The following is a 15,015-nucleotide window of genomic DNA, read 5'->3' on the forward strand; positions in this document are numbered from 1 at the left end:
ATCACCCGGCCGGTGGTGGCCCGTCGGTCCGCCCCGCCGCCCGGGCGTCGTGCCGGGACTTCGCCAGACTGGCCACCGTGGTGACTGCCAGGGTCGCCACGATGAACGACAGCGACACCCAGATCGCGATCTCGCCGTTGAAACCCAGTCCCACGTCCCAGCCGTACTCGTGCATGGCGTGCAGGACGAGCTTGACCCCGATGAACGCCAGAATGACCGACAGCCCGACCGAGAGGTAGACCAGCCGCTGCAGCAAGCCGCCGATCAGGAAATAGAGCTGCCGCAGCCCCATCAGCGCGAACACCGTCGCCGCGAAGACCAGGTACGGCTCCTGGGTCAGGCCATAGATCGCCGGAATGGAGTCGAGCGCGAACAACAGGTCGGTGCTGCCCAGCGCAACGATCACGATCAGCATCGGGGTGATCACCCGGCGTCCGTCCACCTTCGCCAGCACGCTGGTGCCGTGGTACTCGTCGGTGGACGGGAAGGCCCGCCGCACCCAGCGCAGGAGCAGGTTGTCGGTGGCCTCGTCGTCGCTGGAGTCCTGACTGCGATAGTCGAGGTAGAGCTTGACGGCGGTGTAGATCAGGAACGCGCCGAAGAGGAAGAACACCCAGCTGAACCGCTCGATCGCCGCTGCCCCGAGGGCGATGAAGATGCCCCGGAAGACCAGTGCCAGCACGATGCCGACCATCAGGGCGAACTGCTGCAACTGCCGGGGCACCCGCAGGTTGGCCATGATGATCACGAAGATGAACAAGTTGTCGATCGACAGGCTGTACTCGGTCAGCCAGCCGGCGAAGAACTCCGCGGCGTAGCGCGGGCCGCTGAAGAACCAGACTCCCAGCCCGAACAGGATCGCCAGCCCCGAGTACGCCCCGATGGCGATGCCGCACTCCTTCATCGACGGCTCGTGCGGGCGCCGGCCGATGATCAGCACGTCGACGACCAGGACCGCCACCAGGACCGCGATCGTGATGAGCCAGGCCTCAGCGGTCACATGCATGAAGGACGCCTCCCAGGGCGATCAGGTCGGGTCGCCGCAGCGACGACAGGATGCAACTGCCTGATTGTGACAGCCGTGACGCCACCCGCGCCAACCCACCGACACCGCTGGCCTTACTTGGTGGCCGCGAGCAACTGCCGCAGCATCTTCTTGATCTCCGACACCTCGTCCCGCAGCCGGGCTGCCACCTCGAACTGCAGCTCCGCGGCAGCGGCGTGCATCTGGTCGGTGAGTTCCTGGACCAGGTTGGCCAGCTCGTAGGCGGGCAGGGCGGCGAGGTCGCGGTCCTCGGTCAGTTCGGACGGCACCGGCGATGTCGGACGGCGGCCCGGCACTGTCTTCACCAGGTCCACGCTGTCTGCCTCCTCGCGGGCGAGCAGGTCGGTGATGTCGGCGATCTTCTTGCGCAACGGCTGCGGGTCGATCCCGTGCTCGGTGTTGTAGGCGACCTGCTTGGCCCGGCGTCGATTGGTCTCGTCGATCGCGGCGGCCATCGAGTCGGTGATCCGGTCGGCGTACATGTGCACCTGGCCGTCGACGTTGCGGGCCGCGCGGCCGATGGTCTGGATCAGCGACCGTTCGGAACGCAGGAAACCCTCCTTGTCGGCGTCGAGGATGGCGACCAGGCTCACCTCGGGCAGGTCGAGGCCCTCGCGCAGCAGGTTGATGCCGACCAGGACGTCGTACTCCCCCAGCCGCAGTTCACGCAGCAACTCGATTCGCTTCAGGGTGTCAACCTCGGAGTGCAGGTAGCGGGTCCGTACTCCGTTCTCCATCAGGTAGTCGGTGAGATCCTCGGCCATCTTCTTGGTGAGGGTGGTGACCAGCACGCGCTCGTTGCGTTCGGTGCGCAGCCGGATCTCACCCATCAGGTCGTCGATCTGGCCCTTCGTGGGCTTCACGATCACCTCCGGATCGACCAGCCCGGTCGGGCGGATCACCTGCTCGACTACACCGTCGCTGCGGGCGAGCTCGTACGGCCCCGGTGTGGCGGACAGGTAGACCGTCTGGCCGATCCGGTCGACGAACTCCTCGAACCGCAGCGGCCGGTTGTCAGTGGCGGACGGCAGCCGGAAGCCGTGCTCGACCAGGGTGCGCTTGCGCGACATGTCGCCCTCGTACATACCGCCGATCTGCGGGACCGTGACGTGCGACTCGTCGATGACCAGCAGGAAGTCCTCCGGAAAGTAGTCGAGCAGGCAGTTGGGCGCCGAACCGGGCCCGCGGCCGTCAATGTGCCGGGAGTAGTTCTCGATACCCGAGCAGGTGCCGATCTGGCGCATCATCTCGATGTCGTAGCTGGTGCGCATCCGCAGCCGCTGGGCTTCCAGCAGCCGGCCCTGCCCCTCCAGGTCGGTGAGCCGCTCGGCGAGTTCGGTCTCGATCGCGCCGAGCGCGCGCTCCATCCGCTCCGGGCCGGCGACGTAGTGCGAGGCCGGGAAGACGTAGAGCTCGGTGTCCTCGCTGACCACCTCGCCGGTGAGCGGGTGCAGGGTGGTCAGCGCCTCGATCTCGTCGCCGAACATCTCGATCCGGACGGTGTTCTGCTCGTACATCGGGAAGACCTCGATGGTGTCCCCGCGGGCGCGAAAGGTTCCCCGGGTACCGGCCAGGTCGTTGCGGGCGTACTGGATGTCGACCAGCTTGCGCAGCAGGGTGTCCCGGTCGATCTCGTCGCCCACCCGCAGCCGGACCATCCGGTCGACGTACTCCTGCGGGGTGCCCAGGCCGTAGATCGCCGATACGGTCGCGACCACGATCACGTCCCGCCTGGTCAGCAACGAGTTGGTGGCCGAGTGGCGGAGCCGCTCGACCTCCTCGTTGAGCGAGGAGTCCTTCTCGATGTAGGTGTCGGTCTGCGGGATGTACGCCTCGGGCTGGTAGTAGTCGTAGTACGAGACGAAGTACTCCACCGCATTGTCGGGGAAGAACTGCCGCAGTTCGTTGGCGAACTGGGCTGCCAGGGTCTTGTTGGGCTGCATCACCAGCATGGGGCGCTGCAGCCGCTCGGCGAGCCAGGCGACCGTGGCAGTCTTGCCGGTGCCGGTCGCACCGAGCAGCACCATGTCCGGTTCGCCGGCCAGGACACGCCGCTGGAGGTCATCGATGGCCGTCGGCTGGTCGCCTGCGGGGGCGAAGTCGGCGTGGACGACGAAGGGTGCCAGCTTGCGCTGCACATCGGTGACCGGACGCATGGAACCCAGCCTATGTCGGCCCGCTGACAGTCCGGCCGCCCCGGTGTCACGGGACGGCCGGACGGTGTCGGCGTGCTAGGAACTTGCCTGCGAGGACAGCGCCCCGTTCAGGATGAGGTTGATCCCGTCGAAGGACTCGTCCGGGGTCTTCTCGGTGAACAGGGCGGTCGCCAGCACGGCGAGCCCGTCCGAGGTGCGCACCGAGGCGAAGGTGATCACCCCCATCTGGAAGCTCTTGCCGCCCTGGGTCTCGGTGTAGGAGGCCGGGCAGGAGGCGACCGCCAACCGGTCGGTACCGACCTTTTCCGGCGAGGGGTCACCGATCTTGGCGTTCGGCACATCCTTCAGGACCGATTGGTTGAAGACCGTGCACAGCTCCTGGGGGTCGGTCTTCTTCTCCGCCTTGACGGTGCGCACCACCATGATCGCCTTGCCGTCGCTCAACGAGACGGCTCCGGGCGCCTGCTCGTCGACCGACCAGCCCTTCGGCACCGGCACCGCCACACCGGAGCCGAGGTCGATGCCGTCCGGGCCCGGCTCGGGCGCCCCGGTGGTCGGTGCCGGTTCCGGTGTTTCGCTGGTGGGCGCTGGCTCCGCGGTCGACGACGTCGGATCCGGTGCCGGGCTGCTGCTGGACGGCGTGGGCTCGGCCGGCGCCTGGCTGGCGGTCGGGGACGGGTCCACCGGCGGCGGGGTCGGAGCCGCGCGGTTTCCGGAAAGGGCGAGGAACACGCCACCGGCGATCGCCAGCAGTGCCACCGCGCCGACGACGATCCCGATCAGCGTGGCCGGAGACTTGCCGGACGCCGGCGGAGGCGTCACGTAGCCCTGAGGCGGGTAGCCACCACGCTGCGGGTAGGTCTGCTGGGGTGCGGTGTAGCCCTGCTGCGGGTACCCCTGCTGGACGTAGGGCTGCTGCGGGTAGCCCTGCTGACCTTGCGGGGGATACCCCTGACCCGGCTGGGGCGGATACCCCTGCGGCGGCTGGCCCTGACCCGGCTGGGATGGGTAACCCTGCGGCGGCTGAGGCGGATAACCCTGACCCGGCTGAGGCGGATAACCCTGTGGCGGCTGCTGACCTTGGGACGGCTGGCCCTGACCTGGCTGCTGCGGCTGGCCCTGACCTGGCTGGGGCGGGTAGCCCTGCGGTGGCTGCTGGTTCTGCGGACCGGGAGGCGGTGTCTGGCTCATTTCTCCTCCTCCGGGGTCTCGATCACGGTGGTCGCCTCGTCATCGGGGACCGGCGGTGGTGCCGACGCCGCGGGCGCGGGTGGTGGCGCCGGGGAGGCTGCCGCCGGGTCTGGCTCCGCCGCTGGGGCCACTGTCGCGGCTGCCGCCGTCCTGGCCCGGGGTGCGGCGGCAGCTGCCGCCTTCGGCCGGGCCCTGGTGGAGGCGCCACAGGCGCTGCAGAAGGCAGCCGACTCGATCAGCGGCATCTCGCACTGCGGGCAGAAGTCGAGCGAGGTGGTTTCGCCGCTGCCGCCGAGCGTCTCCGAGCGGGCAGCCGCCTCCAGCGCGCCCTCCATCAGGCCGACGTGGAGCACTGTCCGCAACCGCAGGATCAGCAGGCCGAGCAGGATCATGCCCCAGAACAGCTGGAGAACGACAGCCAGGTTGGGGTTGCCGACGAAGCCCAGCAGGTAAACGCCGGTGGCGTAGACGATGTTCGCACCGACCGCCAGCGCGACACCGACGTAGTAGCGCGGGGTGAAGCCGTCGTAGCCCTTGCCGAGGCCGGAGAACTCCGCCACGGCGAGGCCGGTCGCGGTACCCATCACGAGCGGCTTCACAAAGCCCTCCAGCAGGACCAGGGTGGCCCAGGTGCCCGGCTGCGGTTCGACCAGGCCGCCGGTCAGCAGCGCCCAGTGGCGGACGACGGTGTCGAAGGCCGCGTAGGCAACACCGCTGGCGATGCCGAAAGTGACCCCGTCCATCAGGTCGTCGAAGGCGGGACGGGAGGCGAGCATCACCGGCCCGAGTTGCCGGATGGCCTCACCGACGATGGGCACCAGGATCGCGATGATCAGGAACCCGCCAACGCTGGGGCCGGTCACGGGGGCACCGGTGACGGTGTCGCGCAACGAGGTGGAGACCGGGATCCACAGCTGCCACAGCCAGGTGAACAGGGCCGCCAGCACTCCTGTCATCCCGAACGCCAACCCGGTGACCGGCAGCGGGGAGTCCTCCCAGAGGTTCACGTCGTAGAGGTAGACCAGGTACACCACCGGAATCGCGAAGGCGGCGATCAGCACGGCGATCGGCAGCGCACCGAAGACCGCGGCGATCAGGGCCGCGGCCAGCGTGATGCCGAAGGCCAGCCGGTAGGTCTGCGGGTGGCGTCCGGCCTCCCGCGGCATGATCGACGAGATCAGCGCGAAGGACGCGATCGGCTCGTTCGGCTGGGCGGCGAAACGCTTCTTGCCACGTTCGCCGGCGGGAACGAGGTCCTGGCCACAGACCTGGCAGTAGTGAGCCACTTCGGGGACGCTGGATTGGCAGCGTGGGCAGATCATCGGGGTTCTCCTCCCTCACGAATGGCGTCAGCATAGGGCTCACAGGGGCAGACAGCCGAGAGGCCGGAGTCGATCAGGTGGGCACTGATCGCGTGGGGACCGGCCAGCTGAGGGGGGATCCAAGGGTGGATCGGTGAGGAATTATGCCGAACCGCGAACCCTGCGCCACAGCCGTGCCACCTGCGGAACCAGCCGGTTCCACGGACCGTTGTTGTCGATCACGGCGTCCGCCGAGGCCAGCCTTTCAGCCCGGCTGGCCTGGGCCTGGATCCGGGCCCGGGCCTCCGACTCGGGCAGGCCGTCCCGGGTGACGATGCGGCGCAGTTGCGTCGCCTCGTCGACGTCGACCACGACCACGAGATCAAAGGATCCCTGCTGTCCGGTCTCGACCAGCAGCGGGATGACGTGGACCGCCACCGCGGACGGCGACAGTGCTGCTTCGCGCTCCGCCGCGAGCCGGCGCACCTGGGGGTGCACGATGCCGTTCAACTGCGCCCGGGCGTCCGCGTCCGCGAACACCAGCCGTCCCAGTGACGGTCGGTCGAGCCCGCCGTCCGGGGCCAGCACTCCCGGCCCGAAGGCGTCCACTACTGCTGCCAGCCCGGGAGAGCCGGGCGCCACCGCCTCACGGGCCAGCAGGTCGGCGTCGATGATCACCGCGCCGTGCCCCGCGAGCAGCTCGGCCACCGCACTCTTGCCCGAACCGATCCCCCCGGTCAGCCCGATCCGCACCCGCCCTCCTGCCCTCAGTTGGCCCCACTCTGCCACACCCACCCCCGGCGCCACCGCTTGTGCGGAGTTCGGCGGGATTTGACGGGACTGTAGCCGTCCGAACCCCGCACAAACGGGACACAGAAACGCGCCCCCAGCCGAAGGGTGGGGGCGCGTTTCTGGGTGGTGCGTTAGCCGGCGCTGCCGGTCAGCTTCTCACGCAGGGCCTGCAGGGCCTCATCGGACGCCAGCGAACCTTCGGCGGGGGTGTCCTCGCCGGCAGAGTAGGTGGCGGTATTGGCGGCGGCCACCGCAGCCTCGACATCGGCTGTCTTGGCCTCGGCGATCTGCCGCTTGTGCGCCTCCCAGCGGGCCTGGGCCTCGGCGTACTGCTGCTCCCAGGCGCGCTGCTGCGCCTCGTAGCCCGGCTTCCACTCCTGGGTCTCCGGATCGAAGCCCTCGGGGTAGATGTAGTTGCCCTCCTCGTCGTAGGAGGCGGACATGCCGTACAGCGCCGGATCGAAGTCCTCGGCCTGGATGTCGACACCCTCGTTGGCCTGCTTGAGGCTCAGCGAGATCCGGCGACGCTCCAGGTCGATGTCGATGATCTTGACCATGACCTCGTCGTTGACGCTGACGACCTGCTCGGGGATCTCCACATGGCGCTCGGCCAGCTCGGAGACGTGCACCAGGCCCTCGATGCCCTCCTCGACCCGGACGAACGCGCCGAACGGCACCAGCTTGGTGACCTTGCCGGGCACGATCTGGCCGATCTGGTGGGTACGGGCGAAGGTCTGCCAGGGGTCTTCCTGGGTTGCCTTGAGCGACAGCGAGACCCGCTCGCGATCCAGGTCGACGTCCAGCACCTCGACGGTGACCTCCATGCCGACCTCGACCACCTCGGACGGGTGGTCGATGTGCTTCCAGGAGAGCTCGGAGACGTGCACCAGACCGTCCACCCCGCCGAGATCGACGAAGGCGCCGAAGTTGACGATGGACGAGACCACGCCCTTGCGGATCTGGCCCTTGGCGAGCTGGTTGAGGAAGGTGTGGCGCACCTCGGACTGGGTCTGCTCCAGCCACGCCCGGCGGGACAGCACCACGTTGTTGCGGTTGCGGTCCAGCTCGATGATCTTGGCCTCAAGCTCCATCCCGACGTAGGGCTGCAGGTCGCGGACCCGCCGCATCTCCACCAGGGAGGCGGGCAGGAAGCCCCGCAGGCCGATGTCGATGATCAGACCGCCCTTGACGACCTCGATCACCTTGCCGGTGACGACGCCGTCAGCCTCCTTGATCTTCTCGATCGTGCCCCAGGCGCGCTCGTACTGGGCGCGCTTCTTGGACAGGATCAGCCGCCCCTCCTTGTCCTCCTTCTGCTGCACCAGGGCTTCGATCTCATCGCCGACCTGGACGACGTCGAACGGATTGACGTCGTGCTTGATGGAGAGTTCCTTGGAGGGGATGACCCCTTCGGTCTTGTAACCGATGTCGAGCAGGACCTCGTCCCGATCGACCTTGACGACGGTGCCGGTGACGATGTCGCCGTCATTGAAGTACTTGATTGTCGCGTCAACCGCTGCCAGGAAGGCTTCCGGCGAACCGAGGTCGTCCACCGCGACGAGAGAGGCCTCAGAAGAGGAGGTCATGTAGTAGGGCTCCGATTGGTTGGTATCTGGGGTTGTGTCACACTCCGACCTGTTGGCTGAGAAACGACACGACCGAGATCCGACGGATACCAGCCACTGCCCGACCCACTCCGTCCGAGGACAGGCCAGTCGCAGTGCCCAAACAGCCTAACGACCACGTGCTGAGACGGTCAAACCGAAACAGGTCACGATACGGACACAATCCGCGGCGCTGCAGCCCGCTGCGCGCTGCGTCAGTGCGCGGCCTCGTGCCAGGAGCCTCCGGTCCCCACCGAGACCTCCAGCGGGACCGCGAGGTCGACAGCGTGGCCCATCTTGTCGCGCACCACGGTCTCCAGGGTGTCCTTCTCCCCCGGCGCCACCTCGAAGACCAGTTCGTCGTGCACCTGCAGCAGCATCCGGCTGGCCATGCCCTGGTTGACCAGGGCGGTTTCGACATCGAGCATGGCCACCTTGATGATGTCGGCGGCCGAGCCCTGGATCGGGGCGTTGAGCGCCATCCGCTCGGCCATCTCGCGGCGCTGCCGGTTGTCGCTGCGCAGGTCAGGCAGGTAGCGCCGCCGTCCGAGGATGGTCTCGGTGTAGCCCGAGATCCGTGCCTTTTCGACGATGTCCTGCAGATAGTCGCGGACGTGGCCGAAGCGTTCGAAGTACTCCTCCATCAGGCCGCGGGCCTCGGTCACCTTGATCTTCAACTGCTGGGAGAGCCCGAAATCGCTCAGGCCGTAGGCCAGGCCGTAGTTCATCGCCTTGATCCGGGCGCGCTGGGCAGGCGTCACCTCGTCTGCGGCCACCCCGAAGACCCGCGACGCCGTGACGGTGTGGAAGTCGATACCGGAGGCGAAGGCCTCGATTAGCCCGGCGTCCTGACTGGCGTCGGCCATGATCCGCATCTCGATCTGGGAGTAGTCGGCGGTCAGCAGGGTTTCATAGCCCGGGCCGACGACGAAGGCCTCGCGGATCCGCCTGCCGTCCTCGGTGCGGATCGGGATGTTCTGCAGGTTCGGGTCGGTGCTGGACAGCCGGCCGGTGGCAGCGACGGTCTGGACATAGGTGGTGTGGATCCGGCCGTCGTCGGAAACCGACTTCAGCAGGCCGTCCACGGTCTGCCGCAGCCTGATCTGGTCGCGGTGCCGCAGCAGGTGTTGCAGGAAGGGGTGCTCGGTGCGCTCGTAGAGGTTCTCCAGCGCCTCGGCATCGGTGGTGTAGCCACCGCTGGAGGTGCGCCGGGTCTTGGGCATCGCGAGTTCGTCGAACAGCACCGTCTGCAATTGCTTGGGTGAGCCGAGGTTGAGCGAGTGACCGATCACGGCGAAGGCATCCGCCTCCGCCCGGGAGACCTCGATGTCGAAGTCGGTGCGCAGCCGGTCGAGCCGGTCGGTGTCGACCGCCACGCCCACCTTCTCCATCGTCGCCAGGGTGCGCAGCAGCGGCAATTCGACGTCGCGGAGCAGCCCGGCCTCGCCGGACTCCTCCAGTTCGGCCTCCAGCGCGGCCGCAAGGTCGATCACGGCGCGGGCGCGTACCATCGCGTCCTGACCGGTGGTCTCGTCGAAGGCGAAGGCGAGCTGGTCTCCCGCGCCGGCTCCGCTGGCCTCCACGGCCAGTTCGCGCTTCAGGTGACGGGCGGTCAGGTCCCCCAGGTCGTAGACCCGCTGGTCGGGACGCAACAGGTAGGCCGCCAACTGGGTGTCGCTGACCAGACCGCCGAGTTCCCAGCCTCGCGCCCAGACGGCCAGCAGCGGGCCCTTGGCGTCGTGCATCGCCTTCGGCAGCGCCTCGTCGGCCAGCCAGGCCGCCAGCGCCTGGTCGTCGGCCGGGCTCAGGATAGCGGTGTCGATCCAGCAGGCGGCGCCGTCGGCGGCAGCCAGTGCCAGGCCGGTGAGGTCGCCCGTCCCGGCGCGCCAGCTGCCGTTCGGGTCGATCCCGACCACGCCGGCGCGGCCGTGGGCGTCCAGCCAGGCGGGAACCTCGTCCGGACCGAGGACGGTGCCGGCCACCGCGAAGCCGCCGGAGGGCCCGGTCTGTTCGGCCGGCAGGCTCTCCAGCAGCCGATCGCGCAGCACCTTGAACTCCAGGCTGTCGAACAGGGTGTGGACGGCCTCGCGGTTCCAGTCCCGCCGTTCGAGTTCGGGCACGGACACCGGCAGCTCCAGGTCGCCGACCAGGGCGTTCAGCCGGCGGTTGCGGGTGACATCGTCGAGGTGCTCGCGCAGCGAACCGCCCGCCTTGCCCTTGATCTCGTCCACCCGCCGCAGCAGGTTCTCCAGACCGTCGTAGCTGGCCAGCCATTTCGCCGCCGTCTTCGGGCCGACACCGGGCACGCCAGGCAGGTTGTCGCTGGTCTCACCGACCAGGGCGGCCAGCTCGGGGTAGCGCTGCGGCGGCACCAGGTACTTCTCCTCCACCGCTGCCGGCGTCAGCCGGGCCAGGTCGGAGACCCCCTTACGCGGGTAGAGCACGGTCACCTGGTCGGTCACCAGTTGCAGCGTGTCCCGGTCACCGGTACAGACCAGTACCTTCAGGCCCGCCTGGGCGCCCTGCCGAGCGAGCGTGGCGATGATGTCGTCGGCCTCGAAGCCGTCCCGCTCAACGTGGACGATGTTGAGCGCGTCCAGCACTTCCTTGATGAGGTCGACCTGACCCTTGAACTCCGCCGGTGAAGTAGCTCGGTTGGCCTTGTACTCGACGTACTGCTCGCTGCGGAAGGTCTGCCGGGAGACGTCGAAGGCGACCGCGAGGTGGGTTGGCTGCTCGTCACGCAGCACGTTGATCAGCATGGAGGTGAAGCCGTAGACGGCGTTGGTGTGCTGGCCGGTGGTGGTGGAGAAGTTCTCCACGGGCAGGGCGAAGAAGGCCCGGTACGCGACCGAGTGCCCGTCGATCAGCAGCAGCACACCCTCGTCGCTGGCACGCCCGGTTTCGGCTGAGGTCGTCACCCCATGAACCTTAGCGACCTCCGCCGACGGTTCGCCCGTTCCAGCCGGCCGGCGGAGCCGTGACCACGGCGACGGTGAGCTGGCCGGGCGGTTATCCTCGGTCGTTATGAACGTGCCCGACTGGTTCGCCGAGCTGTCCAGCGCTCTGGACACCAAGATGGGGATGGTGCTGGACGAGGTCACGGCCACCCGCGCCGTGGGCCGCTATCCGGTAGCGGGCAACACCCAGCCCTTCGGGCTGTGGCACGGTGGCGCGTCCTGTGTGGTGGCCGAGACGCTGGCCTCCCTGGCGGCGGCCGCCGAGGTGGGGCCGCAGGGCAGCATCACGGGGGTGGACATCAACGCCACCCACCTGCGTCCCGTCCGGGCCGGGTGGGTGACCGGGACCGCCACCGCGTTGCGGATCGGCGGCTCGCTGGCCACCTACGACGTGGTGCTCACCGACGATGCCGGCGAGCAGGTCTGCGCGGCCCGGATCACCGTCTTCCTGAAACGTCCGCCGACCGGTTAGGCGGCCTCGGCGTCGACCGCCTGGTTCCGCGCCACCAGGAACAGCCGCCAGGATCCGGTTCCCCATCACCACCCGAGGGGGATATTCCCTCGCCGGCCGGTCTGGGACCGGATATGGCGCCGGCCTGCGCCCAACTCAGGCGAGCGGCTTGTGCTTGCCGCCGGCCTTGGAGTGATCGATGACGCCCTCGGCGACCTCGCGCATCGACTTGCGGAGGTCCATCGCGGTCTTCTGGATCCAGCGGAAGGCCTCCGGCTCGGTCAGGCCGAGCCCCTCCTGCAGCAGGCCCTTGGCCTGGTCGACCGCCTTGCGGGAGGCGAACCGTTCCTCCAGGTCGGCGACCTCGGCCTCGACGGCGCGAATCTCCTCGAACCGGGCGCGAGCGATCTCGATCGCCGGGATCACGTCCGAGCTGTCGAAGGGCTTGACGACATAGGCCATCGCACCGGCTTCACGCGCCCGCTCGATGAGTTCGCGCTGGCTGAAGGCGGTCAGCATGACGACCGGGGCGATCCGTTCCTCGGCGATCGTCGCCGCTGCCGTGATGCCGTCCATCTTGGGCATCTTCACGTCCATCACAACCAGGTCGGGGGTCAGTTCGCGGGCCAGGGCCAACGCCTCCTCGCCATCGCCGGCCTCGGCGACCACGTTGTAGCCCTCGGCAGTCAGCAGTTCGACGAGATCGAGGCGGATCAGCGCCTCGTCCTCAGCGACAAGCACGCGTAGCGGTTCCGAGCCGTTCTCGGGACGGGTCGTCTTCGACTTGGAGGTCATGGGTCGCTTCCTGTTGGTCTTCGATCGGGTGGGGGCAGCACGAGATTATCGCGTTCGCGCAAGACCCGGCCAAGTGTGGCAGAATCAACCCGCTCGGCCCGAGTGGCGGAATGGCAGACGCGGGCGACTCAAAATCGTCTGTCCGGAAGGACGTGGGGGTTCGACTCCCCCCTCGGGCACCGACGTTGACTCAGCTACCCGCCCAGGTCGCGTCGCTGCCGGTCAACGAGGCACCGGCGCCAGCCGCACGCTGGCACGGCACGTCAGTCGACCGCCTCCGCGAGACAGAGAACCGCCGACTCCGGCAGTCCGGCCGGCTGCGCCAGCCCCACCGTGGCCAGCGTGGCACCGCTCAACTCCACCCCGAAGCGCTTGGTGGGGATCAGCCGCGACGGTCCGGCCTGGTCCGGCTGCTGGTAGGTCAGGTCCAGGTCGGAGCGGACTCCCCACCACGAGGGCGGCCGGACGGACGACAGGTACTTCACATCAACGGCGTCACCCGGTAGCGGCGCAGGGGATCCAGCCCCGGCAGCCGCACCCGGCCCCGCAGCACGACATCGGACCGCCCCACCTCAGCGAAGGAGTAGAGGGCGCGGCTGCGATCGGGGGCTACCCTGCCGCTGGCGAACTATGTCTTCCAGGGCCAGTACAACACTGACGACACAGTGGCCTTCGCGTCCTACCTGATGGCGATGGCGCCGCTGCTGCTGGTCTACATCTTCGCCCAGCGCTGGGTGATCTCCGGCGTGGTCCGCGGTTCCATCAAGTGACGACCCGGGCGATCCCTGTGACCCTCAGTGCGCGCGGTACTCCTCGTCGATCTCGGTGATCAGCCCCACCCGGTGGGAGTGCCGTCCGCCGGCCTCGAACTCGGCGTCCAACCAGCTGTCGACGATCATCTTCGCCAGATCGACCCCGACCACCCGTGCGCCCAGCGCGAGGACGTTGGCATCATTGTGGCGACGGGACATCTGCGCCGAGAACGGCTCGCTGACGCAAGCCGCGCGCACCCCCCTGACCTTGTTGGCGGCGATCGAGATGCCCACCCCGGTGCCGCAGATCACGATGCCCAACTCGGCGTCGCCCCGCACCACAGCCTCGCCGGCGAGCCGGCCCCAGACCGGGTAGTCGGTGCTCTGTGTCGTGTGGGCGCCGAGGTCGGTGACCTCGTGGCCGCGGGCCTCGAGGTGTTCCTTCAGCGCCTGCTTGAGATCGATACTGCTGTGATCTCCTGCGATGACGAGTTTCATCGTTTCCTCTCCACTGGTGCGTCCGGGTCAGCTACTTCGAAAACCCGTAGGGATGTCGTCTGCCCGGCCAGGCCGCCCGGGTTGCCGGCGGCGACCACCACCCGGTCCCCCGGCTTGACCACGCCCAGTTCGGTGAGCGCGCCGGAGACCGAGGCGACCATGACGTCGGTGCTGACGAACTCGGGGACCACATAGGTCTGCACGCCCCAGCACAGGGTGAGCTCCTGGGCGGTCTGCGGCACCGGGGTGAAGGCCATGATCGGCACTTCAGAGCGCAGCCGGGCCAGCCGGTGCGGGGTGTCGCCGGAGATCGTGAACGGCGCCAGGTAGGTCGCCTCCGTGCGCTCGGCCACCTCGACGGCCGCCTTCGCGATCACTCCGGAGATGGTGTGCGGGTTCCAGTCGAGCCGCCGGATCTGGTCCAGCCCGCCGGCCTCGGTCCGGCTGATGATCCGGGCCATCACCTCGACCGTCTCGATCGGGTACTTTCCGACCGCCGTCTCGCCGGAGAGCATCACGGCATCGGTCCCGTCCAGGATGGCGTTGGCCACGTCGGAGGCCTCGGCCCGGGTCGGACGGTGGGCGGTGATCATCGACTCCAGCATCTGGGTGGCGACGATCACCGGCTTGGCCCAGGCCCGGGCGGCGTCGATGATCTGCTTCTGGACGGTCGGTACATCCTCCAGCGGCAGTTCGACGCCGAGATCACCCCGGGCGACCATCAGGGCGTCGAAGGTGTCGACGATCCCGGCCAGGTTGTCGATCGCCTGTGGCTTCTCCAGCTTCGCGACCACCGGCACCCGGCGGCCCTCGTCCGCCATCACCTCCCGCACCGGCTCGATGTCGGACGGCGAGCGGACGAACGACAGCGCAACCATGTCGACCCCGTGCCGCAGCGCCCAGCGCAGATCGCGCTCGTCCTTCTCGCTCAGCGCGGGGACGCTCACCGCCACCCCGGGCAGGTTGATCCCCTTGTGGTCGGAGACCGGGCCGCCGATGACCACCTCGGTGACCACATCGGTGTCGGTGACCTCCAGCGCCCGCAGTTCGATGGCACCGTCGTTGATCAGGATCTGGTCACCGGGACGGACATCCTGGGTGAGGGTCTTCAGCGTGGTGCCGGCACGCTCGGCGGTGCCCTCCACCTCCTCGGTGGTGATCGTGAACCGCGCTCCCTCGACCAGGTCTGCCCCACCCCCGGCAAAGGTCTCCAGCCTGATCTTCGGGCCCTGCAGGTCGGCCAGCACACCCACCGGGCGTCCCGCCGCGCGCGCAGCGTCGCGGATCCAGCCGAGTCGCCTGGTCTGCTCCAGGTGGTCGCCATGGCTCATGTTCAGCCGGGCGACGTTCATCCCGGCCCGCACCAACTCAACGATCTTCTCCGGCGAATCAGTCGCCGGCCCGATCGTGCACACGATCTTCGCTCTACGCACGGCTACGACGATAGACGACGACCCCCACCGCTGCGCA

General features: G+C 68.5%; 12 protein-coding genes and 1 tRNA gene. 2 read left to right on the forward strand and 11 right to left on the reverse strand.

The genetic code is table 11. The features are described from left to right. Window position 1: 1 nt before the first annotated feature. From VB080_RS00970 to polA, 7 genes are all read right to left on the reverse strand, one after another. Window positions 2-1,006 (reverse strand): TerC family protein, encoded by a 1,005-nt coding sequence (locus tag VB080_RS00970; protein WP_323416541.1) that lies wholly within the window; start codon window positions 1,004-1,006, stop codon window positions 2-4. 113 nt (window positions 1,007-1,119) lie between these two features. After that, window positions 1,120-3,201 carry an excinuclease ABC subunit UvrB gene (uvrB, locus tag VB080_RS00975; RefSeq protein WP_323416542.1) on the reverse strand — a complete coding sequence of 694 codons (2,082 nt, stop codon included), beginning with the start codon at window positions 3,199-3,201 and terminating at the stop codon, window positions 1,120-1,122. A 75-nt stretch (window positions 3,202-3,276) separates the two neighbouring features. Beyond that, window positions 3,277-4,392: a hypothetical protein gene (locus tag VB080_RS00980; protein ID WP_323416543.1), complete on the reverse strand. Its 1,116-nt coding sequence runs from the start codon at window positions 4,390-4,392 to the stop codon at window positions 3,277-3,279. After that, window positions 4,389-5,678, reverse strand: a complete 1,290-nt coding sequence (locus VB080_RS00985; protein ID WP_323416544.1) for a zinc ribbon domain-containing protein — start codon at window positions 5,676-5,678, stop codon at window positions 4,389-4,391. Before VB080_RS00985 ends, VB080_RS00980 begins: the two co-directional genes overlap by 4 nt. A gap of 177 nt (window positions 5,679-5,855) precedes the next feature. Beyond that, entirely contained in the window at window positions 5,856-6,446 is a 591-nt protein-coding gene (gene coaE, locus VB080_RS00990) for a dephospho-CoA kinase (RefSeq protein ID WP_323416545.1), read from the reverse strand. 170 nt (window positions 6,447-6,616) lie between these two features. Beyond that, complete coding sequence (gene rpsA / locus VB080_RS00995) at window positions 6,617-8,071, reverse strand: 30S ribosomal protein S1 (protein WP_323416546.1); 1,455 nt, start codon at window positions 8,069-8,071, stop codon at window positions 6,617-6,619. 233 nt (window positions 8,072-8,304) lie between these two features. Further along, window positions 8,305-11,010 (reverse strand): DNA polymerase I, encoded by a 2,706-nt coding sequence (gene polA / locus VB080_RS01000; protein WP_323416547.1) that lies wholly within the window; start codon window positions 11,008-11,010, stop codon window positions 8,305-8,307. Between the two features lie 106 nt (window positions 11,011-11,116). Here polA and VB080_RS01005 point away from each other — a divergent pair, with 106 nt between their 5' ends. Beyond that, complete coding sequence (locus VB080_RS01005) at window positions 11,117-11,521, forward strand: PaaI family thioesterase (RefSeq protein ID WP_323416548.1); 405 nt, start codon at window positions 11,117-11,119, stop codon at window positions 11,519-11,521. A 135-nt stretch (window positions 11,522-11,656) separates the two neighbouring features. Here the strand turns inward: VB080_RS01005 and VB080_RS01010 are convergent, their stop codons facing one another. Further along, window positions 11,657-12,295, reverse strand: a complete 639-nt coding sequence (locus VB080_RS01010) for an ANTAR domain-containing response regulator (RefSeq protein ID WP_323416549.1) — start codon at window positions 12,293-12,295, stop codon at window positions 11,657-11,659. 96 nt (window positions 12,296-12,391) lie between these two features. Between VB080_RS01010 and VB080_RS01015 the strand changes: the two genes are divergently transcribed. Next, window positions 12,392-12,474: transfer RNA gene (locus VB080_RS01015), tRNA-Leu, on the forward strand. An 84-nt stretch (window positions 12,475-12,558) separates the two neighbouring features. On the opposite strand, the gene VB080_RS01020 is transcribed toward VB080_RS01015, so the two are convergent. The 3 genes from VB080_RS01020 to pyk form a co-directional block, all read right to left on the reverse strand. Continuing rightward, entirely contained in the window at window positions 12,559-12,780 is a 222-nt protein-coding gene (locus tag VB080_RS01020; protein WP_323416550.1) for a hypothetical protein, read from the reverse strand. Between the two features lie 309 nt (window positions 12,781-13,089). Then, window positions 13,090-13,545 (reverse strand): ribose 5-phosphate isomerase B, encoded by a 456-nt coding sequence (rpiB, locus tag VB080_RS01025; protein WP_323416551.1) that lies wholly within the window; start codon window positions 13,543-13,545, stop codon window positions 13,090-13,092. After that, entirely contained in the window at window positions 13,542-14,978 is a 1,437-nt protein-coding gene (gene pyk, locus VB080_RS01030) for a pyruvate kinase (protein WP_323416552.1), read from the reverse strand. The genes rpiB and pyk overlap by 4 nt, the downstream gene beginning before the upstream one ends. Window positions 14,979-15,015: the final 37 nt, after the last annotated feature.

It is taken from the genome of Propionicimonas sp., assembly GCF_034927565.1.
GTDB lineage: Bacteria > Actinomycetota > Actinomycetes > Propionibacteriales > Propionibacteriaceae > Propionicimonas.

Coding starts and splice junctions, on each gene's coding strand:
- uvrB (WP_323416542.1), bottom strand. CDS start 3,201: ATGCGTCCGGTCACCGATGTGCAGCGCAAGCTGGCACCCTTCGTCGTC.
- VB080_RS01010 (WP_323416549.1), bottom strand. CDS start 12,295: ATGACCTCCAAGTCGAAGACGACCCGTCCCGAGAACGGCTCGGAACCG.
- VB080_RS01005 (WP_323416548.1), top strand. CDS start 11,117: ATGAACGTGCCCGACTGGTTCGCCGAGCTGTCCAGCGCTCTGGACACC.
- VB080_RS00970 (WP_323416541.1), bottom strand. CDS start 1,006: ATGCATGTGACCGCTGAGGCCTGGCTCATCACGATCGCGGTCCTGGTG.
- VB080_RS00980 (WP_323416543.1), bottom strand. CDS start 4,392: ATGAGCCAGACACCGCCTCCCGGTCCGCAGAACCAGCAGCCACCGCAG.
- rpiB (WP_323416551.1), bottom strand. CDS start 13,545: ATGAAACTCGTCATCGCAGGAGATCACAGCAGTATCGATCTCAAGCAG.
- rpsA (WP_323416546.1), bottom strand. CDS start 8,071: ATGACCTCCTCTTCTGAGGCCTCTCTCGTCGCGGTGGACGACCTCGGT.